Origin of the sequence: Pseudomonas rhizoryzae, assembly GCF_005250615.1 — a bacterium.
GTDB classification, from domain to species: domain Bacteria; phylum Pseudomonadota; class Gammaproteobacteria; order Pseudomonadales; family Pseudomonadaceae; genus Chryseomonas; species Chryseomonas rhizoryzae.
Window position 1 is genome coordinate 71,136 of the sequence record NZ_SULM01000009.1, and the last position, 25,318, is coordinate 96,453.

Annotated in this window: 20 protein-coding genes and 1 pseudogene; 11 read left to right on the top strand and 10 right to left on the bottom strand. The window is 66.3% G+C overall.

The genetic code is table 11. From position 1 onward, the window contains the following. Positions 1-2 precede the first annotated feature (2 nt). Positions 3-191 (top strand): annotated as a pseudogene (locus FAZ11_RS25550) (methyl-accepting chemotaxis protein); the annotation flags it as partial. 69 nt (positions 192-260) lie between these two features. On the opposite strand, the gene FAZ11_RS16015 reads toward FAZ11_RS25550, so the two are convergent. The 8 genes from FAZ11_RS16015 to FAZ11_RS16050 form a co-directional block, all read right to left on the bottom strand. Further along, positions 261-818, bottom strand: a complete 558-nt coding sequence (locus FAZ11_RS16015) for a TetR/AcrR family transcriptional regulator (protein ID WP_137279358.1) — start codon at positions 816-818, stop codon at positions 261-263. A 3-nt stretch (positions 819-821) separates the two neighbouring features. Then, positions 822-1,955: an acyl-CoA dehydrogenase family protein gene (locus FAZ11_RS16020; protein ID WP_058793549.1), complete on the bottom strand. Its 1,134-nt coding sequence runs from the start codon at positions 1,953-1,955 to the stop codon at positions 822-824. Positions 1,956-1,983: 28 nt separating this feature from the next. Then, the gene (locus tag FAZ11_RS16025; RefSeq protein WP_058777018.1) at positions 1,984-3,642 is read right to left on the bottom strand and encodes an AMP-binding protein; all 1,659 of its coding nucleotides are present in this window, start codon (positions 3,640-3,642) and stop codon (positions 1,984-1,986) included. A 104-nt stretch (positions 3,643-3,746) separates the two neighbouring features. Beyond that, positions 3,747-4,775: an AraC family transcriptional regulator gene (locus tag FAZ11_RS16030; RefSeq protein ID WP_058786519.1), complete on the bottom strand. Its 1,029-nt coding sequence runs from the start codon at positions 4,773-4,775 to the stop codon at positions 3,747-3,749. Positions 4,776-4,901: 126 nt separating this feature from the next. Further along, complete coding sequence (locus FAZ11_RS16035) at positions 4,902-6,047, bottom strand: serine hydrolase domain-containing protein (RefSeq protein ID WP_058782258.1); 1,146 nt, start codon at positions 6,045-6,047, stop codon at positions 4,902-4,904. Positions 6,048-6,206: 159 nt separating this feature from the next. Beyond that, complete coding sequence (gene dinG / locus FAZ11_RS16040) at positions 6,207-8,351, bottom strand: ATP-dependent DNA helicase DinG (RefSeq protein ID WP_137279357.1); 2,145 nt, start codon at positions 8,349-8,351, stop codon at positions 6,207-6,209. 275 nt (positions 8,352-8,626) lie between these two features. Beyond that, the gene (locus FAZ11_RS16045; RefSeq protein ID WP_058762376.1) at positions 8,627-8,890 is read right to left on the bottom strand and encodes a DUF1145 domain-containing protein; all 264 of its coding nucleotides are present in this window, start codon (positions 8,888-8,890) and stop codon (positions 8,627-8,629) included. A gap of 90 nt (positions 8,891-8,980) precedes the next feature. Then, entirely contained in the window at positions 8,981-9,640 is a 660-nt protein-coding gene (locus tag FAZ11_RS16050) for a PA1041 family peptidoglycan-binding anchor lipoprotein (RefSeq protein WP_058762377.1), read from the bottom strand. A 137-nt stretch (positions 9,641-9,777) separates the two neighbouring features. Here FAZ11_RS16050 and FAZ11_RS16055 point away from each other — a divergent pair, with 137 nt between their 5' ends. Then, the gene (locus tag FAZ11_RS16055) at positions 9,778-10,275 is read left to right on the top strand and encodes a DUF6231 family protein (RefSeq protein ID WP_137279356.1); all 498 of its coding nucleotides are present in this window, start codon (positions 9,778-9,780) and stop codon (positions 10,273-10,275) included. Between the two features lies 1 nt (position 10,276). Beyond that, complete coding sequence (locus FAZ11_RS16060; protein WP_058774292.1) at positions 10,277-10,750, top strand: YchJ family protein; 474 nt, start codon at positions 10,277-10,279, stop codon at positions 10,748-10,750. Positions 10,751-10,935: 185 nt separating this feature from the next. Here FAZ11_RS16060 and FAZ11_RS16065 read toward each other — a convergent pair whose 3' ends face one another. Continuing rightward, a complete protein-coding gene (locus tag FAZ11_RS16065; RefSeq protein ID WP_058774291.1) occupies positions 10,936-11,493 on the bottom strand; it encodes a hypothetical protein in 558 nt (185 codons plus the stop codon). A 167-nt stretch (positions 11,494-11,660) separates the two neighbouring features. Here FAZ11_RS16065 and FAZ11_RS16070 point away from each other — a divergent pair, with 167 nt between their 5' ends. Both FAZ11_RS16070 and FAZ11_RS16075 read left to right on the top strand, forming a co-directional pair. After that, positions 11,661-12,152 (top strand): LEA/WHy family protein, encoded by a 492-nt coding sequence (locus FAZ11_RS16070; protein WP_058762381.1) that lies wholly within the window; start codon positions 11,661-11,663, stop codon positions 12,150-12,152. Beyond that, positions 12,149-12,346, top strand: a complete 198-nt coding sequence (locus FAZ11_RS16075) for an SEC-C metal-binding domain-containing protein (protein ID WP_058762382.1) — start codon at positions 12,149-12,151, stop codon at positions 12,344-12,346. Before FAZ11_RS16070 ends, FAZ11_RS16075 begins: the two co-directional genes overlap by 4 nt. Before the next feature lie 580 nt (positions 12,347-12,926). On the opposite strand, the gene FAZ11_RS16080 is transcribed toward FAZ11_RS16075, so the two are convergent. Then, positions 12,927-14,420, bottom strand: coding sequence for a RimK family protein (locus tag FAZ11_RS16080; RefSeq protein ID WP_058774419.1), 1,494 nt, complete (start codon positions 14,418-14,420; stop codon positions 12,927-12,929). 139 nt (positions 14,421-14,559) lie between these two features. Between FAZ11_RS16080 and FAZ11_RS16085 the strand changes: the two genes are divergently transcribed. The 6 genes from FAZ11_RS16085 to FAZ11_RS16110 all read left to right on the top strand — a co-directional run bounded on the left by FAZ11_RS16085 (position 14,560) and on the right by FAZ11_RS16110 (position 25,317). After that, on the top strand, positions 14,560-15,687 hold the full coding sequence (locus FAZ11_RS16085; protein ID WP_058774418.1) for a GNAT family N-acetyltransferase/peptidase C39 family protein: 1,128 nt from the start codon (positions 14,560-14,562) through the stop codon (positions 15,685-15,687). 222 nt (positions 15,688-15,909) lie between these two features. Further along, positions 15,910-16,812 carry an AraC family transcriptional regulator gene (locus FAZ11_RS16090; RefSeq protein ID WP_058762385.1) on the top strand — a complete coding sequence of 301 codons (903 nt, stop codon included), beginning with the start codon at positions 15,910-15,912 and terminating at the stop codon, positions 16,810-16,812. Positions 16,813-16,883: 71 nt separating this feature from the next. Then, complete coding sequence (gene yghU / locus FAZ11_RS16095; protein ID WP_058774043.1) at positions 16,884-17,717, top strand: glutathione-dependent disulfide-bond oxidoreductase; 834 nt, start codon at positions 16,884-16,886, stop codon at positions 17,715-17,717. Between the two features lie 156 nt (positions 17,718-17,873). Further along, positions 17,874-19,058 carry an MdtA/MuxA family multidrug efflux RND transporter periplasmic adaptor subunit gene (locus tag FAZ11_RS16100; protein ID WP_137279355.1) on the top strand — a complete coding sequence of 395 codons (1,185 nt, stop codon included), beginning with the start codon at positions 17,874-17,876 and terminating at the stop codon, positions 19,056-19,058. Continuing rightward, on the top strand, positions 19,055-22,219 hold the full coding sequence (locus FAZ11_RS16105; RefSeq protein WP_137279354.1) for an efflux RND transporter permease subunit: 3,165 nt from the start codon (positions 19,055-19,057) through the stop codon (positions 22,217-22,219). Before FAZ11_RS16100 ends, FAZ11_RS16105 begins: the two co-directional genes overlap by 4 nt. Further along, positions 22,216-25,317, top strand: coding sequence for an efflux RND transporter permease subunit (locus tag FAZ11_RS16110; RefSeq protein ID WP_137279353.1), 3,102 nt, complete (start codon positions 22,216-22,218; stop codon positions 25,315-25,317). The genes FAZ11_RS16105 and FAZ11_RS16110 overlap by 4 nt, the downstream gene beginning before the upstream one ends. Position 25,318: the final 1 nt, after the last annotated feature.

Below are 25,318 nucleotides of genomic sequence, written 5' to 3' on the forward strand. Positions count from 1 at the left end.
GCGAGGCGGCCCAGACCACCCTGCAACGCCTGACCCGCATCGTCAGTACCATCCAGGGCATCACCCACCAGACCAATCTACTCGCGCTCAACGCGGCCATCGAGGCCGCCCGGGCGGGTAGCGCCGGACGCGGTTTCGCGGTGGTCGCCGACGAGGTGCGTAAACTGGCGATCCGCGCCAGCGAGGCCACGAGCGCCGCGGTCGAGATGCTCGAAAATCAGACGCAGGCCAAAGGGAAATTCTGAGGGTTACCGGATCGCCTAGAGCCGGCGGCGCGCCAATTCCACGATCAGTCCGGCAACACCGCTCGCCATGGCGTCGTCGGCCTGCGCAGGGGGCATGGCCAGCAACAGCTGCGCCAGCCCTTCCAGTGCCAGGCCCTGCTCGCGCCCGGCGTGGCCGAGCACCTCGCTCAGGGCCTGGACCTGTCGTCGCCGGATCGTGCGAATACGCGCCTGCTGACCGGGATTCAAATGTCGAAACTCGTGGTGGGCCACCTGGGCGGACGCCCGCTGCGCCTGGACCAGCTCAAGGTAATCCTCGAGCAGACCACGGGGTGCCTGCCAGACCGGACGCTTGCCCGCGGCGGCCTTGAACAGCTGCAGCACCTCCAGCTCATGGTCCTCGATCAGCTCGAACAAGAGCTCCTGCTTGCCTTCGAAATGATGATAGAGCGAGCCGGGCAGCAGGCCGACGACGTTCGCCAGGCGGCGCAGACTGACGCCGTGGTAGCCATCCTGGCTGAACAATTCCAGGGCGGCCTGACGCAGGCGCTCGCCGCTGTCCTCGAAGCCCTGGTGCGAGGCGACGGCCGCCATGCCCTAGTCACCCAGGTGGCGAGCGATGACCAGGCGCTGGATGTCGCTGGTGCCTTCGTAGATCTGGCAGATGCGGGCGTCCCGATAGATCCGCTCCAGCGGATAATCGTTCAGGTAGCCGTAGCCACCCAGGGTCTGCAAGGCCGCGGAGCAGACCCGCTCGGCCATTTCCGAGGCGAACAGCTTGGCCATGGAGGCCTCCACCAGCGCGGGGCGCCCGGCATCGCGCAGGGCCGCCGCGTGCAGCACCATCTGCCGGGCCACGGCGATCTCGGTGGCCATGTCCGCCAGGCGGAAGGCGACCGCCTGGTGCTCGACGATGGGTTTGCCAAAGGTCTGCCGCTCGCGAGCGTAGCCCTTGGCATAGTCGAAGGCGGCACGGGCCATGCCGACCGCCTGGGCGGCGATGCCGATACGCCCGCCTTCCAGATTGGCCAGGGCGATGCGATAACCCTCGCCTTCGGCGCCCAGTAGGTAGCTCGCCGGTACACGCACCCCATCGAGCTGGATCTGGCAGGTGTCGGAGGCGTGCAGACCCAGTTTGTGCTCGACGCGCACCACCTGGTAGCCGGGGGTATCGGTGGGCACCAGGAAGGCGGAGATGCCCTTCTTGCCCGCCGCCGGATCGGTGACCGCGAACACCAGCACCACCCCGGCCTGGCTGCCGGAGGTAATGAACTGCTTGGCCCCGTCGATGACATAGTGGTCACCGTCGCGCCGCGCCCGGGTGCGCAGGTCGCTGGCATCGGAACCCGCCTGCGGCTCGGTGAGGGCGAAGGCACCGATCATCTCGCCAGTGGCCAGAGGCGTGAGGAAGCGCTCTTTCTGCTCCTCACTGCCGAAGCGGTCGATGGGCACGCAGCCAACCGAATTGTGCACGCTCATGATGGTGGAGCAGGCCCCGTCGCCAGCGGCGATCTCTTCCAGGGCCAGCGAATAGGCGACGTAGCCGGTGTCGCAGCCGCCCCAGGTATCCGGCACCAGCATCCCCATGAAACCCAACTCGCCCATCTCACGCAGCGCGTCACGGGGGAAGGCGCCGCTGCGGTCCCAGTCGGCGGCGTGGGGCTGCAACCGCTCCTGAGCGAAACGGCGCGCCATATCGACGATGCCCTGTTGTTCTTCGGTGATCAGCATGGAGGTTCTCCTTGCAGGGATAGGGTGGCTAGGCGCTCTGCCGAACCGCCTGGGCCTTGGCGATTTCCTGGTTGCGCAGGATGAAACGCTGCAACTTGCCGCTGGGGGTCTTCGGCAGCTCGGCGACGAATTCGATCTCCCGCGGATAGGCATGGGCAGCCTGGCGCCGGCGCACGTGCAGACGCAGTTCCTCGGCCAGCGCCGCACTCGGTTCGAAGCGGGGATGCAGCACCACGAAGGCCTTGATGATCTCGGTACGCTCCGGGTCGGGCTTGCCGATCACCGCGGCTTCGATCACCGCCGGATGCTCGATCAGCGCACTTTCCAATTCGAAGGGGCCGACGCGATAGCCGGAGGTGGTGATGACGTCGTCGGCGCGGCCGACGAAGCTGATGCTGCCGTCGGCGTTCAGCTCGCAGGTGTCGCCGGTCAGGTAGTAGTGGTCGACGAAGGCTTTGGTCGGGCTGCCGAGATAGCCACCGAACCAGCACAGCGGCGACTGCGCGAGATCCAGGGCCAGGATGCCGGGCACCCCTACCGGCAACTCCTGCCGCGTCGTCTCGTCCAGCACCACCACCCGGTGGCCCGGGCTGGCGAAGCCGGCCGTGCCCGGCTGTACCGGATGGCGCAGGGCGTGGTGGTTGCACAGCACCATGCCCAGCTCGGTCTGGCCGTAGTGATCGTGAATCGGCGCCTGCAGCTGCTCGGCGAACCAGCGGATGACCTCCGGGTTGAGCGGCTCGCCCGCACTGCTGACCACCCGCAGCTGGCCACGGAGCGCCTGGCTGACCGCCTCGCCGCCAGCGATGAGCAGGCGGTAGGCGGTGGGCGAACCAGCCAGGTTGGTGATGCCGTGCTCGCGCACCAGGCGACAGGTACTTTCCGCGGAGAAGGGACCGTCGTAGAACAGGGTGGGATGGCCCAGCGCCAGGGGGCCGGTGACCGCGTAATAGAGGCCATAGGCCCAGCCCGGATCGGCCAGGTTCCAGAAGGCGTCGGTGGGTCTCAGGTCGACGGCCTCGAGCATGTAGCCCATGAAGGCCACGATGGCCTTGAGCGGCACCGCCAGCGGCTTGGCCGGTCCGGTGGTACCCGAGGTACACATCAGCAGGAAGGGATCTTCCGCGGTCCGTAACACGGGGTCGAAGAGGGTCGGCTGGCGCTCCAGCTCGTGCCAGAAGCTGAAATCGCCCCGCTCGATGCCCAGGCCGCGCCGCTGGCCCACGGTCAGGATCGCGGGGCAGCCCGGCACCTCGTCCAACTTGCTGCGGTTGCCGGCATCGGTTACCACCAGCCGCGCCTGGGAGACGGCCAGACGGTGCTCGATGGCCTTGGGCCCGAAGGCGGTGAAAAGCGGTTGGTACACCGCGCCGAGCCGCCAGGTGCCGAGAATGGCGATCAGCAACTCCGGGGTGCGCGGCAACAAGCCGGCCACTCTATCCCCGGGGCCGATGCCCTGGCTGGCGAGGAAACCGGCGAACTGCGCGGCACGCTGCTGCAGTTCGATGAAGGTCCAGGACTCTCGCTGGCCATCGCGGCCTTCCCAGAACAGCGCGATCCGCCCGGGCAGCGCATGGCGATCGCAGCATTCGACACAGGCGTTGACGGCGGCGAGCGAGCCACTCAGGCGCTGCGCGACACTGGCGGCGTAGTCGAACCGAGCATGGACGTCGGCATAGTCCTGCATGATCCCTTCCTCGATCTTGTTGTTATGGAATGGGATCGACTCTAGCGCTCGCCTTGCGCCAGACAATGACCTATAGCTGCAACAGGGCTGAGCGGTTTGGACAGTCAGGCCGGTGCGGCACCGGCCAGGATCAGTTGGCGGTAGTGGCCGGGATTGGTCCCGGTCCACTTGCGGAAGCCCTTGTAGAAGGCGCGGACGTCGGAGAAGCCCAGGGCAACGGCGATGTCCTCCAGGCTGCGCTGGCGGTCGGCCAGCCAGGCGATGGCGCGCTCGCGGCGCACGCTGTCCTTGAGCGCCTGGTAGGACTGCCCCTGCTCCGCCAGCCGGCGGCGTAGCGTGGCCGAAGACAGGTGCAGTTGCTGCGCCATGTCCTCCCCGGTCGGCCACTGGTCGCCGGGCAGGTCACGCAGGCGCGCCTTGAGACGCTCGGCCAGACTCTCGGCATCGCGATAGCGCTGCAGGATGTTGTTCGGTGCCCCGGCGAGAAAACGGGCCACGTCGGCCTGGCTACGCCGGATCGGCGCATCCAGCACCTCGGCGGCGAAGATCAGCCGGGTCTGCGGCTGGCCGAATCTGAGGTTGTCGGAAAACAGCACCCGGTAGTCGTCGGTGAAGTCCGGCTCGGCGCACTGCAGTTCCACTGCCAGCAAGGGGATGCGCCGCCCGATCAGCCAGCAGGCCAGGCCGTGCACGATCAGCCAGTAGGTGAAACAGGTAAAGGCGCGGGGTGCTGACCCGTCAGGCGCCCGCAACTGGATCGATGCCAGGCTGCGCTGGTGGACCAGTTGCGCCTCCAGGCGCTCGAAGCCGAGGTTCAAGAAGCCCAGCGCCAGCTCCAGGGCATCGCCCAGGCGGGCTTGGGTCAGGCATAGGCGACAGAGAAAGGCGAAGCTGCCGGAGCGCAGCCGGCGGGGGTCCATGCCGAAGAATTCATCGTCGAAGCGCAGGGCCAGACGCCGCCAGAGCCGGCCATAGAGCGCTACCGGCACCCGCGACTCAGCCAGACAGCGCGGATCCAGGCCCAGCTCGACCAACAGCGCCTCCAGCGGGCGTTCGACAGTGACGAAAGCGGCCAGAGCCTCGCGCACCAGCTCGGTGGCTATGGTGCCGCGCGACGGCGGGGAGGACGACATGGGTACTCCTGTTCGAGGCGAGGCCGACCGCTACGGCCAGACCTACCTTATCCATGAATGCGCCACAGCTAAGCATACCCAGGCGAGACCAGACAAACCCCGGCTGGCCTGCGAGGGTGCCCGGCCTTACAGACACTCCCCTACCGCCCGGGCCAAGGCCTGGGCGCGTGGGTCCATCAGCACATAGGGTCCCAGGGTGTTGGTGACGAAACCGAAGGCCACCTCGCGTTCAGGGTCAGCGAAGCCGGTCGAACCGCCCGCGCCTGGATGACCGAAGGCCTGGGGGCCGAGGCCATAGGTGGCATTGGCCTGCTCAGGCTGGTCGAGCATGAAGCCCAGGCCGAAGCGGGTCGGCGTCAGCAGGGTGCGATCCTCGCCCTGGCTATGCTCGCGCAGGGCCTCGCTCAGGGTTTCCCATTCCAGCAGATCGCCCGCCAGCAGCCCGGCATAGAAGCCGGCCAGGCTGCGCGCATGGCCGTGGCCATTGGCCGCCGGTTGCTCGAAACGCCGCCACTCGGCCTTGTTGGTGCTGGTGAGCACCCCGGACGGATTGCCGAAGGCCAGGGTCGGCAAGGCGGCGGGGTCACTCATGGTGGTCTTGAGCAAACGCTGGGCCGCCGCATCGCCCAGCACGCCCTTGCCGCGAACGATGTGGGCGACCCGCTCGTCCTCGCTCGCCGGCAGGCCGATGTGGAAATCCAGGCCGAGACGGCCAGCGGTGCGCGCCACGATGGCTTCGCCCGGCGCCCGACCATCGGCGCGGCGGATCAGCTCGCCGAGCAGCCAGCCGAAGGTGATGGGGGCATAGCCATGGGCGGTGCCGGGCGTCCACCAGGGCGCCTCGGCGGCCACGGCGGCGGTCATCTGTGCCCAGTCGTAGAGGGCATCGCCGGGCAGCCGCTCACGCAGGGCCGAGACACCGGAGCGGTGGCTGAGCAGTTGGCGCAGGGTGATCTCGGCCTTGCCGGCGGCGGCGAACTCGGGCCAGCGCTCGGCCACCGGGGCATCGAGCGCCAGCTTGCCCTCCTCCACCAGTTGCAGCGCCGCCACCGAGGTGAAGGCCTTGGTACAGGAAAACAGATTCAGCAGGGTATCGGTGTGCCAGGGCGTCTGGCCGTCCTTGTCGGCCAGGCCGCCCCAGAGATCCAGCACGGTCTCCCCGGCCACCTGCACGCACAGGGCCGCACCCCGGGTCTGGCCGGCGGCGAGCAAATCGGCGAAGGCCTCGCGGACGGATTCGAATCTCAGGTCGTGATAGCCGTGGACGGTCATGGGGTGTCCTTCCAAAAATTTGTCGAGCATCGCGGCCATGGGCCGCTCCTACAGGAGCGTCAAACCATTGTAGGAGCGGCCCATGGCCGCGATGAAACAGTTGATCGTAACGCCCGTAGGAACGGCGGCATTGACGGACCGAATGGCCGCGAAGGCCTCCTACTGAATCTCCCGCCGAAACGGCGGCAATGCATTGAGGATGGCCTTGCCATAGCGCTGGGTCACCAGGCGGCGGTCGAGCAGCGAGATGGTGCCGCTGTCCTGTTCGGTGCGCAGCAGTCGGCCGCAGGCCTGGATCAGGCGCAGCGAGGCGTCGGGTACGGCGATCTCCATGAAGGGATTACCGCCACGGGCCTCGATCCACTCGGCCAGGGCGGCTTCCACCGGGTCGTCCGGCACGGCGAAGGGGATCTTGGCGATAACCACGTGCTCGCAGTAGGCGCCCGGCAGGTCGACCCCCTCGGCGAAGCTGGCCAGGCCGAACAGCACGCTCGCCTCGCCGTCGTCGACGCGCTTCTTGTGCTTGTTGAGGGTCTCCTGCTTGGACAGGTTGCCCTGGATCAGCACCCGCTTGCGCCAGTCACGCTCCAGACCTTCGAAGACGTCCTGCATCTGCCGCCGCGAGGAAAACAGCACCAGGCTCCCCCGCGCTCCTTCGAGCATGGCCGGCAGCTCGCGGACGATGGCCGCGGTGTGCTCGGCGGCGTTGCGTGGATCGGCCTTCAGATCCGGCACCCGCAGCACTCCCGCCTCGGCATGGCGGAAGGGACTGGGCACGATGGCGGTGGCCGCCGAGCGCGGTAGGCCGGATCTCATGCGGAAGCGGTCGAAGGTCCCCAGGGCGGTCAGGGTCGCCGAGGTCACCAGGGCGCCATAGGCGACGTTCCACAGGTGCCGGCGCAGCATGTCCGCCGCCAGGATGGGGCTGGCGTTGACCTCGATGTCGTACAGCGAACCGGTCTCGGCCAGGGTCATCCAGCGCGCCATGGGCGGGCTGTCTTCCGGGTCTTCGCAGGTGAAGGCCGTCCACAACTCCCAGTTACCCTGGGCGCGGGCCAAGAGGCTGCCGAACAGCGGATACCATTCCTCGGCCTGGTAGCTGGCGAGGCCGATGCTGGACTCGCCATCCATGGCCTGCTTGAGCATCTCAGTCAGGCGGGTGAACAGATCGGTGAGCTTGGCGAAGCCCTTCTTCAGCTCGATGCCCATCTCGCGCAGGTCTTCGGGGATCACCCCACCGACGAATCTATGCCGTGGCCGCTCGCGGCCTTCCATGTCCTCGCCGGCGCGAAAGTCGGCCAGGGCCTCGCAGGCACTGAACATGAATTGCTGCTGGGTCCTGATCTCCCGCGCCAGCTCCGGCACCTGCTCCACCAGCCGGCCGAGATCACCGGGCAACGGATGCTGGGCCAGGAGCTTGGTGAGGTTCTTGGCGATCTGCTCCAGCCACTCGGCGGTGGATCTCAACCGGGTGAAATGGGCGAAGTGGCCGATAGCCTTGTCCGGCAGGTGGTGGCCCTCGTCGAACACATAGAGGGTGTCGCGCGGATCGGGCAGGATGGCACCGCCCCCCAGGGCCAGGTCGGCCAGCACCAGGTCATGGTTGGTGACGATGACATCGACCTTGGTCATGCCTTCGCGCGCCTTGTAAAAGGCGCACTGCTGGAAGTTGGGACAGTGGCGATTGGTGCACTGGCTGTGGTCGGTGGTGATGCGCGACCACTGGACATCCTCGATGGCCTCCGGCCAGCTGTCGCGGTCACCGTCCCAGCGGTTGCCGGCCAGGCGCTCGATCATCTTGCCGAACAATTCGTTGGACGCCTCGTCGATGTCGATCTTGAAGCCATCCTCGGCGAACAGCTGGGCAGTGGCGTTCTGCGCCTGGCCTTCCTGCAGCAGCATGTCCAGTTTGGACAGGCACATGTAGCGACCACGCCCCTTGGCCAGGGCGAAGCTGAAGGACAGACCGCTGTTGCGCAGGATGTCCGGCAGGTCCTTGTGCACGATCTGCTCTTGCAACGCCACGGTGGCGGTGGCGATCACCAGGCGCTTGCCGGCGGCCTTGGCCGCGGGAATGGCGGCCAGGGCGTAGGCCACGGTCTTGCCGGTACCGGTGCCCGCCTCCACCGCCACCACCGCCGGTTCACCCTCGCGATGGCCTTCCTCGTCCTGGGCGATGGCACCCAGGCCCTTGGCCGTCTCCGCGATCATCAGCCGCTGGCCATAGCGCGGCTTGAGCGACTTGGCTTCGAGGAAACGCGTGTAGGCGCCCTGGATCTGGGTCTTGAGTTCGGTGCTGAGCATGCCTGGTTCCGGGCGATGACAAAAAAGCGCCGCGTCCGACGGACGAGCGCTGTATGCATCTACAGTAATGGATCTGGGCCGCTATGATAACGCGCCTGTCGTCAGGATGCGCCCGACGTTGAGGTCGCAGGCCCAGAACCTGTTCAAAGGCTGCTGCGCGTCGGCCAAACCGCGTTGGAAATAGCTTCGGAATGCTCATTTACCACTCGTAAACTCCGCTTCCTCAGCTATTTCCGCCTTGTTTGACTCTAGCTCGCGAGCCTTTGAAAAGGCTCTTAGAGCGCACCCGGCAACTGGGGTGGCAAACGATGAAAGGCGCCGAAGATCAGCAGGGCAACCCGGTCTAGCCAGGGATGGCGGCGCAGGCGCAGGGCGCGGCGGCTGGCGAAGAGTTCACCCAGGTGCAACAGCAGCAGGGCCAGGGCGACCAGCGCGAGCAATTCAGGGAAGGGGCGAGCGAGAGGCAGAGCGAGGGTAGCGGCTGCGGCGAGCCAAAATAGCAGGAGAAGGATTTTGCCGGTAAGGGACAGGGTTTTCATGAAATCCAGCAGGAGAACGAGATGGATTGGACCATAACGCCACTGGCTGGAAAAAGTAAAGGCGGCGGACCTCGATCCGCCGCCTTTGGATCACTCGCGGTCGATCTGGATTTCGACGCGGCGGTTCTCGGCACGGCCTTCAGCGGTTTCGTTGGTGGCGACCGGGTTGGATTCACCCATACCCTTCACCGAAACGATGCTGCCCGCAGGGATGCCGGCGTTGATCAGGTATTCGCTGACCGACTTGGCGCGACGCTCGGACAACCGCTGGTTGTAGGCAGGGGTGCCGACGCTGTCGGTGTAGCCGGTGATCGACAGGCGGGTGCTGGCGGCTTCGCCGCGCAGACGACCGGCGATACCGTCGAGCTGGGCCTGGTCACGCGGGTTGATCTTCGCGGAGTCGAAGGCGAAGTGCAGGTCACGCGCGGTGATCACTTCCTGCTTGGGCAGCGGCGCCGGAGCGGGAGCCGGAGCGGGCGCAGGAGCCGGGGCCGGCGCGGGAGCGACACGAGCGACCTGCTCGTTGCCCTTGCCATGCACCCAGCAATAGGCACCAGCGGTGGTGCCGAAGCCCAGGGCCGCCATACCGGCGACGTTGCCGTTCTGGGTAGCACCGGCAGCGCCGCCCACCAGGGCGCCGACCGCTGCGCAGACCGGCCAATCGGATTTCTGTACGCCGCCCGCACAGCCGGCCAGCACAGTGCTCGCCATGATGAGGGGTAAAGCTGTCCTTGCGATGCTCTTGCTCATGAAGGGGTCTCCTATAGACCAGGTACCGCGAGTTGTGCTCGTCTTTGGCTTTATTGCGCTGTCAGACTAATGGTGGCGTACACGTCTTGACAACGCTGGTTGCTTAGTCAACAGAGATTTAATTAGGGTTCCCTTAAATGGCAAATTTATTCTCGTCCCGCACCCCGCAACAGGCTCTGGCAAGCCTCTTGGAGCACCACAAGCCGTCTCGCCTGTTGTGCCTGGCGCGTGAAGCGCTGCCGGCGATACAGGCCTATGCCGAGGCGCATCCTGAATGTCGCCTGGTGGAAGCTGCAGTGCCGCTGGAGGACGCCAGTCTGCTCGGCGAACGCTACGATTTGGTGATCCTCGCCGACTGCCTGGAACATCTCCCAATGCGCCAGGGCCGTGAATTGCTCGGCGGCCTGCGCAACTTCAATACGTCGCGGCTGGCCGTGCTGGTGGATCTGGCCGCCAGCGAGTGGCAGGCGACGGATTTCTACGCCCTCGCCCTCCAGGCCAGTGAACGCTTCGCCCGCGACGGCCAGGTGGTGACGCTGTTCAGCTATGATCTGCACGACTACAAGCAGGTCCCGGACTGGCTCAACGCCAAGTTCTGGGCCAATCCGCAGAATTTCGGCAAGTACTGGTGGTGAGATGGATTCCTTGGCCCGCTGCCCCTGTGGCTCGGAACTCGCCCTCGGCGATTGCTGCGGCCCCTTGCACGCCGGTGCGCCGGCGCCCGATGCCGAACGCCTGATGCGCTCGCGCTACAGCGCCTATGTGCTGGGGCTGATCGACTATCTGGTAGGCACCACAGCGCCGGCGCAGCAGGCGCGGCTGGACCGGGAGGCCCTCACCGCCTGGAGCCTGGGCAGTCGCTGGCAGGGTCTGCAGGTGCTGGAGCATCACCCTGCACCAGGCGATCCTACCCATGCCCGGGTCAGCTTCGTGGCACGCTGGGAGGATGGGCGCGGTGCCCATCGCCATGAGGAACGCTCAGGCTTCGTCCAGCGTGATGGTCGCTGGTTCTTTCTCGATCCCACGGTGCGGCCCCTGCCGGGCCGCAACGACGCCTGCCTGTGCGGCAGTGGCGCGAAATTCAAGAAGTGCTGTGCCGATTATCTCTAAGAGCCTGTTCAAAATCTCACGAGCTAGAGCCAAACAAGGCCTGGGCGGCCCCACGAAAACGCCTGAGGAAGCGGACCGAGCTCGCGAACGAGTTTACGAGTGGTAAATGAACATTCCGAAGCCATTTTCAACGCGGTTTGGCCGACGCGCAGCAGATTTTGAACAGGCTCTAAGGCGAACGGACGCTATTCCCTGACCAGCGTCAGGTGATCCGTATCCGGCACCGCCACGGGCAGGGCCGCTTCGGTCGGGCCCAGGTCGCTGCCGACCGGCGCGAGACTCAGATGGGAAAGATCGACCCGGGGCGTCGCCACGGGCGCGGCCTGGTCCTGGAGATCGGCGCCTACGGGAGCCAGGCCGAAATCCGGTGCCTGGACATCGACGAAGGCGGCCATCACGACATCGCGCGGAGCGACGGACAACGTGGCGTGCGCCCCGGTTGCCGCTGGGACGACCGGCGCGGTGGCGGGAGCTGCGGCAGGGGCAGCCGGAGCCGGCGTGACCGTCTCGGCCATGGGCACCACCTCGACCACCGCCCCGGCCTGCGCCAGGGTGGCGCGATAGCGTTCCGCCGTGGCGGCATCCAGGCGATTCTTGATGATCATGCGGCGACCGGAAAACAGCACGGCGATGCGCTGTTCATCTGCCTGAAACAAACGCATCAGATTCTGCCGGGTCTGTTGCGCGTCGGCGCCAGCGATCAGCTCGCCCTGGAAGGCGATTTCATAGAGAGCGGCGGACATGACGACCTCCTCGGTCACGGCAAGATGCGCAGGATGCAACGCCGGACACGGGCGGTCCAGCCCGCACAGTCGCCAGGACCCGGCGTTTTTTTGTTAGCCTGTGCCGCTGCGGCCCCGACTGGGCAGCAATCGGTGCTTATTGAACTGCACAAAAACAGGAGTGCCGCATGCTTCGCCAGGCCTTGATCCTTACCCTGTTCAGCGTTTTGCTGACCGGTCTCGGCGGCTGTTCCTTTGGCAGGCATAGCTACGAAGAACCTCAGGTCGAGCTGACCGGCGTGGAGTTGATCCGCGCGCGGCTGTGGAGCCAGGACTTCGTGCTTAACTTCCGAATAGAGAATCCCAACGATCAGGCCCTGTCCATCCGCAAGATGGCCTACACGGTCTATCTGAACGATCTGCTGCTGGCCCAAGGGATCGCCAACCTGGGGTCGTCGGTGCCGGCCAACGGCCATGCCAGCTTCGCGGTACCGGTGCAGACCAATCTGTGGCGCTACGTGAAAGACGTGGGCCGCATGCTGGAAAAGCGCGATCAGCCGGTTAGCTATCGCCTGCGTGGTCAGTTGAAGACGGGCTGGCTGTTCGGGCGCAGTATTCATTTTTCTAGCCAGGGGCAATTCGTACCCGGCGCCCATCTTCCTACTGGAGTCCTTAGATGAACCAACATGTCCACGGCCCTGACTGCAACCATGATCATGATCACGACCATGGCCATGCGCACCACGTCCACGGCCCGCACTGCAACCACGGCCATGCCCAGGAGCCGGTGCGCAATCCGTTGAAGGAAGTGGGACGCAACGATCCCTGCCCATGCGGCAGCGAGAAGAAATTCAAGAAGTGCCACGGCGCCTGAGCGCCCTCGGTATTGATGTAATTGGGTAGGTTGGGTTGAGCGAATGCGAAGCCCAACGGTGCCCAGGTCGAGCCCCCCATGTTGGGCTTCGACGATAGGGCCGTCTCAACCCAACCTACGCCAAGGGCTGGCACCCGTAGGTTGGGCCGAGCGAAAGCGAAGCCCAACGGTGCCAAGGTTGAGCGCATCCTGTTGGGCTTCGACGGTAGAGCCGTCTCAACCCAACCTACGCCAAGGGCTGGCACCCGTAGGTTGGGCTGAGCGCAGCGAAGCCCAACGGTGGCAAGGTTGAGCCCGCCATGTTGGGCTTCGACGATAGGGCCGTCTCAACCCAACCTACGCCAAGGGCTGGCACCCGTAGGTTGGGCTGAGCGAAAGCGAAGCCCAACGGTGCCAAGGTTGAGCGCATCCTGTTGGGCTTCGACGGTGGAGCTGTCTCAACCCAACCTACGCGAAAGGCTGGCACCCGTAGGTTGGGTTGAGCGCAGCGAAGCCCAACGGTGCGACGCTGAGCCCTCATGTTGGGCTTCGACGATAGAGCCGTCTCAGCCCAACCTACCTTTCTCGCGACCCTGGCGCGTTACCAGGGCTGGCCGCCGCGTTGTGACTCCAGCCGCCGGATGAATTCTTCCAGCACCAGGGCGTAGAGATCGTCCTTGAGCACCAGGTCTTCCACCCCGCAGTCGATGTTGGGGTTGTCGTTGACCTCGATCACCGCCAGCTTGTCGCCTGCCTGCTTGAGGTCGACGCCGTAGAGGCCGTCGCCGATCAGGTTGGCGGTGCGTACCGCCAGTTCCACCACGGCGTGGGGGGCGTCCTGGACCGCCAGGGTGCGGAAATCGCCGCTCACCTCGGTGGCGCTGGCGCTGTGGTCGTAGATCTGCCAGTGGCCCTTGGACATGAAGTACTGGCAGGCGAAGATCGGCTCCTGATTCAGTACGCCGATGCGCCAGTCGTATTCGGTGTAGAAGAACTCCTGGGCCAGTAGCAGCACCGAGCGCTCGAACAGCTCGGCGCTGGCCTTGCGCAGTTGCTCCTGGTCCTCGACCTTAATGACGCCACGGGAAAAGGAGCCATCGGGAATCTTCAGCACCAGCGGAAAGCCCAGGCGCTCGCCGAGGCCTTCGAGCTGCGCGGGATTGTCCTTGTAGAGGATCTCGGTGGCCGGCATGTCCAGCTTGTGGGCACGCAGCAGGTCGGCCAGGTAGACCTTGTTGGTGCACCTCAGGATGGAGCGCGGATCGTCCATCACCACCAGGCCCTCGCTTTCGGCCTTCTTGGCGAAGCGATAGGTGTGGTGGTCGATGGCGGTGGTCTCGCGGATGAACAGGGCGTCGAATTCGCCCAGCCGCGCATAGTCCTTCTTCTCGATCAGTTCGACGTCCAGCCCCAGGTGCTTGCCGACCCGTACGAAGTTCTTCAGCGCCTTGGCATCGGACGGCGGGAAGGCTTCCTTGGGGTCGTGCAGGATGGCCAGGTCGAAGCGGTACTTCTCGCGCCGCCCGGGCTTGAGCCAGACGCGCCGGCTGAAGCGGTCGAGGGCGTTGGCGAAGAGGTCTTCCTGGGTCTCGTGCAGCTTGTGGATGCTGCCCAGCTTGAGCCCGCCGATATGCCAGCCGGCACGGTCGCGGCGGAATTCCACCAGCAGCAGCGGACAGGGGAAGGCTTCGAACAGTTGGCGCGCCAGATCCTGCAGGGGCTCGATGTCGGTGGTGCCGAAATAGAGCGTGAGGGTGAAGCCGTCGGCGCTGCCGTAGGGATGGCCGGCCAGGGCCTTGGTCAGCAGCTTGTCGAGATCCTCCAGGGCCAGGCCATAGAGCGCCTTGCGCGCCAGCTCGCTGATGGTGCGCACCGAGGGGATGACCTTGTGCCCACGGGCTTCGGCCAAGAGCGAGCAGTAGTAGCCGTGGCCGAGGTATTTCTGGCTGCGGCAGAGGTTGATCACCTGCACCCGCTTGCCGTTGTCCTGTTCGTTGGATTGCTCCAGGTATTCCTGGGCGGTGATGACATCTTCGCTGGGATAGTAGGACGACCAGTCTTCCTTGCGTTCCACGACGATATACAGCTTGCTCACTGGACCTCCTCGATACGGGATGTGGTCACGACGGAAACCCGGGTGTTGTCGGACCACTCCAAGGGTTGTAACGCGGGTGCTATTAACCGTTGCTTAACCGTGGCAGGCTGCCCGCTCCGTTCCAGGAGGATCCTTCGCGATGAGTTTCACGCTCAGGCCCGCCGGGCTGGACGATCTGGCGGCGCTGGTCGATCTGGAAGCCCGCTGCTTCAGCTATGACCGTCTTTCCCGGCGCAATTTCCACTGGATGCTCACCCGGGCGAACGCCGTCCTGATCCTGGCGGAAAGCGCGGAGCGCGTAGCGGGCTATGCCCTGGTGCTGTTCCACCAGAACACCTCCCTCGCCCGCCTCTACTCCATCGCCGTGGACCCCGCCGCGCGCGGCCATCGCCTCGGCCAGCGCCTGCTGGACGCCGCCGAAGCCGAGGCCGTGGAGCGCGATTGCGCCTATTTGCGGCTGGAGGTACGACCGGACAATGCCACCGCTATCGCCCTCTACGAACGCAACGGCTACCTGCCCTTCGCCACGGTGGAGGACTACTACGAGGACCACAGCCTGGCGCTACGCTTCGAGAAGCGTATCCGCCAGCCCCGCGCGGGCCAGGCCCGTCCGGTGCCCTTCTACCGCCAGACCACCGATTTCACCTGCGGCCCGGCCAGCCTGCTGATGGCCATGGGTGCTCTGCAGCCCGGTCGACCGCTGGAGCGCCGCGAAGAGCTGCGGCTGTGGCGCGAGGCGACCACCATCTTCATGACCGCCGGCCATGGCGGTTGCGGGCCCCATGGCCTGGCCCTGGCCGCCCACCGGCGCGGTTTCCAGGTGACCCTGCAGGTCAATACCCGCGGTCCCCTGTTTCTCGATGGCGTGCGTAGCGAGGAGAAGAAGGAAGTCATGCGCCTGGTGCACGAGGACTTCAGCGCCGAGGTCAAGCAGTCGCCCATCGAGCGCCTCTATCGCACCCGCCTGGACGTGGCGGCCTGGGTCGCCGAAGGGGCCTTCCCGCTGGTGCTGATCAGCTCCTTCCGCCTGACCAAGGCCAAGGGTCCGCACTGGGTACTGGTCACCGACTGCGACGAGGATTTCGTCTACCTGCACGATCCCGACGTGGACCACAGCCAGCATCGGCGCGAGCTGGATTGCCAGCACATCCCGGTGTCCCACGCCGAGTTCGACAAGATGAGTCGCTTCGGCCGCGGCAAGCTGAGGGCGGCGGTGATCCTAGGTCCTGTACGAAAAGTCGCCGAGCGAAGGTCAGGCGAGGCCTAGGCGGCCCCGCGAAAAAGGCTGAGGAAACGGATCGGACTCGCGCTCGAGTTTACGAGCGGTAAATGAGCATTGCGACCGGGCTGGCGATCCAGGCCTTTTTCAACGAAGCATCACCGAGCGCAGGCACTTTTCGTACAGGACCTAAGGGCGGGCTGAACCCTGGGTTGCGATGGACGTCGAACAGGACCAGCATCGCGACCAACAAGAACGGCGGGTCGACCCATGAGTCAGTCCTTGCGCAAGAGCAATCCCTCCTATGAATTGATGGAGGACCTGAGCGGGCATTCGGTGATCTACCGGGAGCACGGCTTTCCCTGCCCGCTGGTGCGCTGGCACTTCCACAAGGAGTACGAGTTGCATCTGCTGGTGGCCAGCTCGGGCACCGCCTTCATCGGCGACTACATCGGCAACTTCTACCCCGGCACCCTGTTCCTCACTGGACCGAATCTGCCGCACAACTGGATCAGCCGCATCGCCGAGGGTGAGGTGGTGACCAAGCGTGACATGCTGGTCAATTTCACCGATGAAACGGTGGACAATGCCACCGCCGTCTTCCCCGAACTCAATGGCCTGGCGCCCCTGCTGGAGCGGGCGCGCTATGGGATCGAATTCCAGGACCCCGAGCTGATCGCTCGGGCCGAGGTGCTGCTGCAGCAGATCGCCGACAGCGGCGGTGCCACTCGTCTCGGTCATTTCCTGGTGCTGATGGAGGCCCTGGCCACCTCGGAGCGCTACCAGTTGCTCTCCGGTGCCGTGGAGCCGGGTACCGCCAGCGAGCAGGCGGTGGATCGCACCAACCGCACGGTGAATTTCATCTTCGATCACTACCAGCGCGATCTCACCCAGGAGGAAGTGGCCGAGCACCTGGGGATGACCACTACCTACTTCTCACGCTTCTTCCGCCAGGCGACCGGCCGGACCTTCGTCGAATTCGTCAACAGCCTACGCATCAGCAAGGCCTGCGAGATGCTGTCCCACAGCCGCATGCCGGTGACCGATATCTGCTTCGAGGCCGGCTTCAACAATATCTCCAACTTCAATCGGCGCTTCCACCAGCTCAAGGGCATGACCCCGCGCCAGTATCGTAGCCTCACGGCGCAGAGACTGACCGAACAAAACGCCTGAGCCGAGCCCTAAAACGCAAAGTTCGGTTATGATCGAACTACCGATCTTCACCGACCGAGGACAGAGCCACCATGAGCGATTCCTACACTCCCCCACGCGTCTGGACCCCCGTCACGTCGGGTGGCAACTTCGCCAGCATCAATCGGCCCATCGCCGGTGCGACCCACGACAAGGACCTGCCGGTAGGCGAGCATCCCTTCCAGCTCTATTCGCTGGGTACGCCCAATGGCATGAAGGTGACCATCCTGCTGGAAGAGCTGCTGGCGCTGGGACACCAGGACGCCGAGTACGACGCCTGGCTGATCCGCATCGGCGAAGGCGAGCAATTCTCCAGTGGTTTCGTCGAGATCAACCCCAACTCCAAGATCCCGGCCCTGGTGGATCGCCGGGGTACCGAGCCGCTACGGGTGTTCGAGTCCGGCGCCATCCTGCTCTATCTCGCTGACAGCTTCGGCGCCTTCATCCCCAAGGATCACGCTGGCCGCACCGAGACGCTGAACTGGTTGTTCTGGCAGATGGGCTCGGCACCCTTCGTCGGCGGCGGCTTCGGCCACTTCTATGCCTATGCGCCGGAAAAGCTCGAATACCCCATCAACCGCTACGCCATGGAAACCAAGCGCCAGCTCGATGTGCTCGACCGCCTGCTGGCCGAGCGGACCTATGTAGCGGGCGAGGAATACGGTATCGCCGACATCGCCATCTGGAGTTGGTACGGCAACCTGGTGCTGGGACAGCTCTACAACGCCGCGGAATTCCTCTCCGTGCAGGACTACAGCCACGTCCAGCGTTGGGCCAAAGCCATCGCCGCACGGCCGGCGGTACAACGCGGGCGGCGGGTCAATCGCACCTGGGGCGAGCCGGGTGAGCAACTGGCCGAACGGCATTCGGCAGCGGACCTGGATTGACGCCTTCTAGAAAGCAGCGGGGCCGTTGGGCTTCGCTGCGCTCAACCGCAACCTACCTGAACCTGGAGTGCCGCTCAGCGCGCAGCTGAGCGCCTTTCCATATTTTCTGCACATTTGCCCAGCAGCCTGACTCCATCTCAGTCAGGTCTGGCAGGCATGAGCAGGAAATCCCGCATTCTCGTCGTCGTTGTCTTGGTCGGTGCCGCCGTGGCGCTGGGCCTGAAGCTGCATGAGCGTTCGAACGACACGGGTAACACCGCGCACAGCGGCCACGGCGGTCATGGTTGGGCCGGCGCGCCGGGACAGGGGCAGCCGATCACCGTGGCGGTGGGCCAGGTCGGGCATGCCGACGTGCCGGTCACGCTCACCGCCCTGGGCACCGTGGTGGCCAACGCCAGCGTGACGGTGACCACCCGGGTGGCCGGTCAACTGGAGCAGGTGTTCTTCACCGAAGGCCAGCGCGTGAAGAAGGGCCAGGTGCTGGCGCAGATCGATCCGCGTCCCTATCAGGCCACCCTCGACCAGTACCGCGGCGACCTGGCGCAGAACCAGGCGCAGCTCAAGAGCGCCCAACTGACCCTGGAACGCTACCGCCGGCTGGTCGCCAAGGACTCCCTGGCCAAGCAGGAGCTGGATACCCAGGTGGCCACCGTGGGCCAATACCAGGGCGCGGTGCAGGCCGACCAGGCGCAGATCGCCGCCGCCCAGTTGAATCTGCAATACGCCCGCATCACGGCGCCGCTGGATGGCTACGTCGGCCTGCGCCTGGTGGACCCCGGCAACTACCTGGCCGCCGGCGACACCACCGGCATCGTCAGCATCACCCAGACCGATCCCATCGCCGTGACCTTCAGCCTGCCCCAGGCCAATTTGGCCACCCTGCTGCCCAAGGTACGCCAGGGCCAGGCGCTGCCGGTCACCGCGCTCGGCCAATTGGATAACACCCCCCTGGCCGAGGGCACGCTGAAGTTCATCAGCAACGAGATCGATACCAGCACCGGTAGCCTCAAGCTCAAGGCGGTGTTCGCCAACCCGGACGAGAAACTCTACCCCAACCAGTTCGTCAACGTGCGCTTGCAGACCGGCACCCTCAAGGATGCCGTGGTGGTCCCCGCCGCCGCCGTGCAACTGGGCAGCGACGGCAGCTTCGTCTACGTGGTCGGCGCCGACGACAAGGTGGAAAGACGCGGCATAACCACCGGCCCGGCGCTGGGCGACCGGGTGGCCGTCACCCAGGGACTCAAGGGGGATGAACGGGTGGTTACCCGTGGCGTCGACCACCTGCGCGACGGCGCCCAGGTCCGGGTGGCAGCCACGCCGGCGGCGGATGCCAGCCGATGAATCCGTCGCGGCTGTTCATCCAGCGACCGGTGGCCACGGTGCTGCTGATGGTGGCGGTGCTGTTCGCCGGCATCCTGGGCTATCGCCTGCTGCCCATCTCGGCGCTGCCGGAGGTGGACTATCCCATCATCCAGGTCACCACCCTCTATCCCGGTGCCAGCGCCAAGGTGCTAGCCACCGCGGTGACCGCGCCGCTGGAGCGCCAACTGGGGCAGATGGCCGGTCTGGCGCAGATGTACTCGACCAGCTCGGCCGGCGCCTCGGTCATCACCCTGAAGTTCGATCTCAGCCTGTCGCTGGACGTCGCCGAGCAGGAGGTGCAGGCCGCGATCAACGCCGCCAACAGCTTCCTGCCGAACGACCTGCCCAATCCGCCCACCTACAAGAAGGTCAATCCGGCCGACGCCCCGGTGCTGACCCTGGCCGCCACCTCGGACAGCCTGCCACTGACCCAGGTACAGGATCTGGTCAACACCCGCCTGGCGCTGAAGCTGTCGCAGATCTCCGGGGTCGGCCTGGTGACCCTGGCCGGCGGCCAGCAGCCGGCGGTGCGCATCGACGTCAATCCCAAGGCCCTGGCCGCCCACGGCCTGACCCTGGAAGACGTCTATACCGTGGTCAACGCGGCCAACGTCAACGGCTCCAAGGGCGGTTTCGACGGCCCCAACCACTCCATCACCATCGACGCCAACGACCAGTTGCGTAGCGCCGCCGAGTACGGCGAGTTGGTGCTCAGCTACGAGAACGGCGCCGCCCTGCGCCTGAAGGACGTGGCCACCACCGAGGAGGCGCCAGAAAACGCCTATCTGCAGGCCACCGCCAACGGCCATCCGGCCATCGTCATCAACATCCAGCGCCAGCCGGGCGCCAACGTCATCGGCGTGGTCGACGCCATCCAGGCGCAGCTACCCAAGCTGCGCGCAGCCCTGCCGGACAGCGTGCAGTTGACGGTGCTGGCCGACCGTACCCAGACCATCCGCGCCTCGCTTTCAGACGTGCAATTCGAGTTGGTGCTGTCCATCGCCCTGGTGGTGCTGGTGACCTTCCTGTTCCTGCGCAACTTCACCGCCACCCTGATCCCGAGCCTGGCGGTGCCGCTGTCGCTGGTGGGCACCTTCGGCATCATGTACCTGGCGGGCTTTTCGCTGAACAACCTGACTCTGATGGCCCTGACCATCGCCACCGGCTTCGTCATCGACGACGCCATCGTGGTGGTGGAGAACATCGCCCGCCATTTGGAAGACGGCGAGCCGCCACTGCAGGCGGCGCTACGCGGTTCGCGGGAGATCGGCTTCACCATCATCTCCCTGACCTTCTCGCTGATCGCCGTGCTGATCCCGCTGCTGTTCATGGGCGACGTGGTGGGCCGGTTGTTCCGCGAATTCGCCATCACCCTGGCGGTGGCCATCCTGGTCTCCATGTTCGTCTCCCTGACGCTCACCCCGATGCTTTGCAGCCGGCTGCTGCACCACGTGCCGCTGGAACGCCAGGGGCGTTTCGCGCGCTGGGGCGAACGGCAGTTCGAGCGCCTGGTGGCCGGCTACGACCGCACCCTCGGCGTGGTGCTGGACCATCCGCGGCTGACCCTGCTGGTGGCCACGGCCACGGTGGCGCTGACCGCCCTGCTCTATGTCCTGGTACCCAAGGGCTTCTTTCCCAACGAGGACACCGGCCTGCTCGTCGGCTTCACCCGCGCCTCCCAGGACGTCTCCTTCGACGCCATGGCGCGCCGCCAGCAGGCGCTGGTGCAGCAGGTACTGGCCGACCCGGCGGTGGCCACGGTCACCTCCAGCATCGGCGTAGACGGCACCAACGCCACCCTCAACCAGGGCCGCCTGCAGATCCAGCTCAAGCCCTTCGACGAGCGCAACGAGCGCGCCCCGGCGATCATCCGCCGCCTGGAGCAGGCCGCCGCGGGGGTCGCCGGCATCCGCCTGAATCTGGTGGCCAGCCAGGACCTGACGGTGGACGACCAGCTCACCCCCAGCCAGTACCAGTTCACCCTGGACGACGCCGACGGCACCCAACTGGCCGCCCTGCTGCCGCGGCTGATGCCGCGCCTGCAGGCACGCCCGGAATTGCGCGATGTGCTCGACGACCTGGAGGACCAGGGCCTCACCGCCCAGGTGGAACTGGACCGCACCGCCGCCGCCCGTTTCGGCATCACCGCCGCCGACGTGGACACCGCCCTGTACAACGCCTTCGGCCAGCGGCTGATCTCCACCATCTTCACCCAGGCCAACCAGTACCGGGTGGTCTTGCAGGTGCCGGGGGCCTTCCAGCAGAGCGTGGCGGCCTTCGGCGACATCTACCTGGCACCCACGACGACCTCGACCGCTAGCAACAGCGCCAGTACAACGAACAGCGGCTCGACGACCAGCAGCACCAGCGACGCCGCCAAGGGCCTGGTACGCCTCACCGATATCGCCCGCATCGAGCAGCGACCCGGCGCCCTGTCCCTGACGCGCCTGGGGCAGTTCCCGGCGGTGACGCTGTCCTTCAACCTCGCCGACGGCTATTCCCTGGAACAGGCGCAGCAGGCCATCGCCCAAGCCATGCAGGAGGCCCAGGCGCCGAGCAGCGTCACCCTGAGATACCAGGGCGCGGCCCAGGCCTTCCAGCAGGCGGCCGGCAATACCCTGTGGCTGATCCTGGCCGCGGTGGTGGTGATGTACATTGTGCTCGGGGTGCTCTACGAGAGCTTCATCCACCCGGTGACCATCCTCTCCACCCTGCCCTCGGCGGCCATCGGCGCCCTGCTGCTGCTCTTGCTGACCGGCACCGAGTTCACCCTGATCGCCCTGATCGGGGTGATCCTGCTGATCGGCATCGTCAAGAAGAACGCCATCATGATGGTGGACTTTGCCCTAGAGGGTCGCCAGCAGCTGCACCTGGCGCCGCGCGAGGCCATCCACCGCGCCTGCCTGCTGCGCCTGAGACCCATCCTGATGACCACCATGGCCGCCCTACTTGGCGCCCTGCCGCTGATGTTCGCCGGCGGCTCCGGCGCCGAGCTGCGCCGGCCGCTAGGGCTGGTGATCGTCGGCGGACTGCTGGTCAGCCAGGTGCTGACGCTCTACACCACCCCGGTGATCTACCTGGCCTTCGATAGCCTCGGCGAGCGGCTCGGCCGGCGGCTGCAGCGGAGCGCCGCGCGATGAATCCGCTGCGCCTGTTCGTGCTCCGGCCAGTCGCCACCCTGTTGCTGAGCCTGGCGGTGCTGCTGCTCGGCCTGCTCGGCTACGCCCAGTTGCCGGTGGCGCCGCTGCCCAAGGTGGATTTCCCCACCATCGTGGTCAATGCCAGCCTGCCCGGGGCCAGCCCCGAGACCATGGCGGCCACCGTGGCCACGCCGCTGGAGCGCAGCCTCGGCCAGATCGCCGGGATCACCGAGCTGACCTCCAGCAGCAGCCAGGGCGCCACCACCCTGATCCTGCAATTCGACCTGTCGCGCAACATCGATGGCGCCGCCCGCGACGTCCAGGCCGGCATCAACGCCGCGCGCAGCCTGCTCCCCAGCGGCATGCCCAGCCTGCCCACCTACCGCAAGGCCAACCCCACCGAGTCACCGATCCTGATGCTGGCGCTGACCTCCAAGACGCGCAGCCCGGGGGAACTCTACGACCTGGCATCGAGCATCCTGCAGCAGAAGATCGCCCAGGTGCAGGGCGTCGGTCAGGTGTCGATCCGCGGCAGCTCGCTGCCGGCGATCCGTATCGATCTGCAGCCCCAGCAACTGGCCCATGCCGGCATCGCCCTGGACAGCGTGCGCAGTGCCATCGCCAACGCCACCACCCACGGCGCCAAGGGCGTGCTGCACGCCGAGGGCCAGACCTGGTCCATCGACAGCAATGGCCAGCTGGAGCAGGCGGCGGACTATGGGCGGTTGATCGTCGGCTACCAGCAGGGCGCCGCGGTGCACCTGAGCGACGTGGCGCGGGTCTATGCCACGGTCGAGGACGTCTACGTCAGCGGTTCGCTGAATGGCCAGCCCTCGGTTACCCTGGCCGTGACCCGCCAGGCCGGTGCCAACATGCTGCAGACCCTGGACGCCATCAAGGCCCAGTTGCCGGCCCTGCAGGCCCTGGTGCCGGGCGATGTGGACCTGGTGCCGGTGATCGATCGCTCGGCCAGCATCAAGGCCTCGCTGCACTCCACCGAGGAGACCCTGCTGGTGGCGGTGCTGCTGGTGATCGGGGTGGTGTTCGTCTTCCTGCGCGACCTGCGCGCCACCCTGGTGCCGGCGCTGGTGCTGCCGCTGTCCCTGATCGGCACCTGCGCGGTCATGTACCTGCTGGACTACAGCCTGGACAACCTGTCGCTGATGGCGCTGATCATCGCCACCGGCTTCGTGGTGGACGACGCCATCGTGGTGCTGGAGAACGTCACTCGCCATCGCGAACTGGGTCGCGGGCCGTTGCGCGCGGCGCTGATCGGCGGGCGCGAGGTGGCCTTCACCGTGCTGTCCATGACCCTCTCGCTGATCGCCGTGTTCATCCCGCTGTTGCTCATGGGCGGTATCGTCGGCCGGCTGTTCCGCGAATTCGCCGTGACCCTCAGCGTGGCCCTGGTCATCTCCATGCTGCTGTCGCTGAGCCTCACGCCCATGCTCTGCGCCCGGCTGCTGCGCGAGCGGGCGCCCGACGCGCCGGTGCCGGCGCTCTATCGGTGGATCGAGAGCGGCCTGGCGCGCCTGCAAGCCGGCTATCTGCGCGCTCTGGACGGGGTCTTGCGGCATCCGCTGCTGACCCTGGCGAGCCTGGCGCTGACCGTGGCGCTCAACGTCTATCTCTATGTGGTGGTGCCCAAGGGCTTCTTTCCGGACCAGGACACCGGGGTGCTGCTCGGCGCGATCCGCGCCGACCAGAGCATCTCCTACCAGGCCCTGGCGCCCTACGTGAAGGAGATCGCCGCCCAGTTGCGCCGCGACCCGGAGGTGGCGGCGGTGATGGCCTCCACCGGGGGCGGCATGTTCGGTTCGCGCAACTCGGCGCAATTCTTCATCCGCCTCAAGGACTACAGCGAGCGCAAGGACAGCGCCCAGCAGATCGCCAATCGCCTGAGCCTGCTCGGCAGTCGCCACGCTGGCATCCAGCTGTTCCTCATGCCCGCCCAGGATCTGCGGGTCGGGGGGCGCAGCGCCAACGCCACCTACCAATTCAGCCTGCAGGCCGACGACCTCGACGAGCTGCGCAGCTGGACGCCCAAGGTCGAGGCCGTCTTCAAGACCCTGCCGGAACTCACCGGGGTGGATTCCGATGCCCAGAACGGCGGCCAGGAGGTGCGCCTGGACATCGACCGCGCCGCGGCCATTCGCCTGGGGGTGAGCGTCAAGGAACTCGACACCTTCCTGGACAACGCCTTCAGCCAGCGTCAGGTGGCCACCCTCTATCGCACCCTCAACCAATACCACGTGGTGCTGGGGCTGGCGTCGGCCTACACCCAGGACCCACAGGTCTTGCACCAGCTCTATGTGGTGACCGCCAGTGGCGCCCAGGTCCCACTGGCCGCCTTCGCCCGCTTTTCCGGCGGCAACGCGCCCCTGGCAGTGGCGCACCAGGGCCAGATGGCCACCAGCACCCTGGCCTTCAATCTGGCCGACGGGGTCTCCCTGGACCAGGCCCAACAGGCGATCCAGGCGGCGCTGATCAAGGTCGGCCTACCACGGGATATCCAGTCCGGCTTCCAGGGCACCGCCCAGGCCTTCACCACCCTGGTCGCCCAGATCCCCTGGCTGGTGGCCGCGGCCCTGGCGGCCATCTACCTGGTGCTGGGCATGCTCTATGAGAGCTACATCCATCCGCTGACCATCCTCTCCACCCTGCCCTCGGCCGGGGTGGGCGCCCTGTTGCTGCTGCTGGCCACCGGCACCCAGCTGACCCTCATCGCCCTGATCGGCATCCTGCTGCTGATCGGCATCGTCAAGAAGAACGCCATCCTGCTGGTGGACTTCGCCCTGGTCGCCGAACGCGAGCAAGGCCTCGCGCCCGCCATCGCCATCCGCGAGGCCTGCCGACTGAGATTCCGGCCGATCCTGATGACCACCCTGGCGGCCTTCTTTGGCGCCCTGCCGCTGGCCCTGGGCAGCGGCGGCGACGACGAACTACGCCGCCCCCTGGGCCTGGCCATCGCCGGTGGCCTGGCGCTGAGCCAGGTGCTGACACTCTTCACCACCCCGGTGGTGTTCCTCTGTCTCGACCGCCTGAGCCGCGCCAGTCGCCGCCTCTGGCGCACGCAGCTGCGCCGCTCCGCGGCCTGAA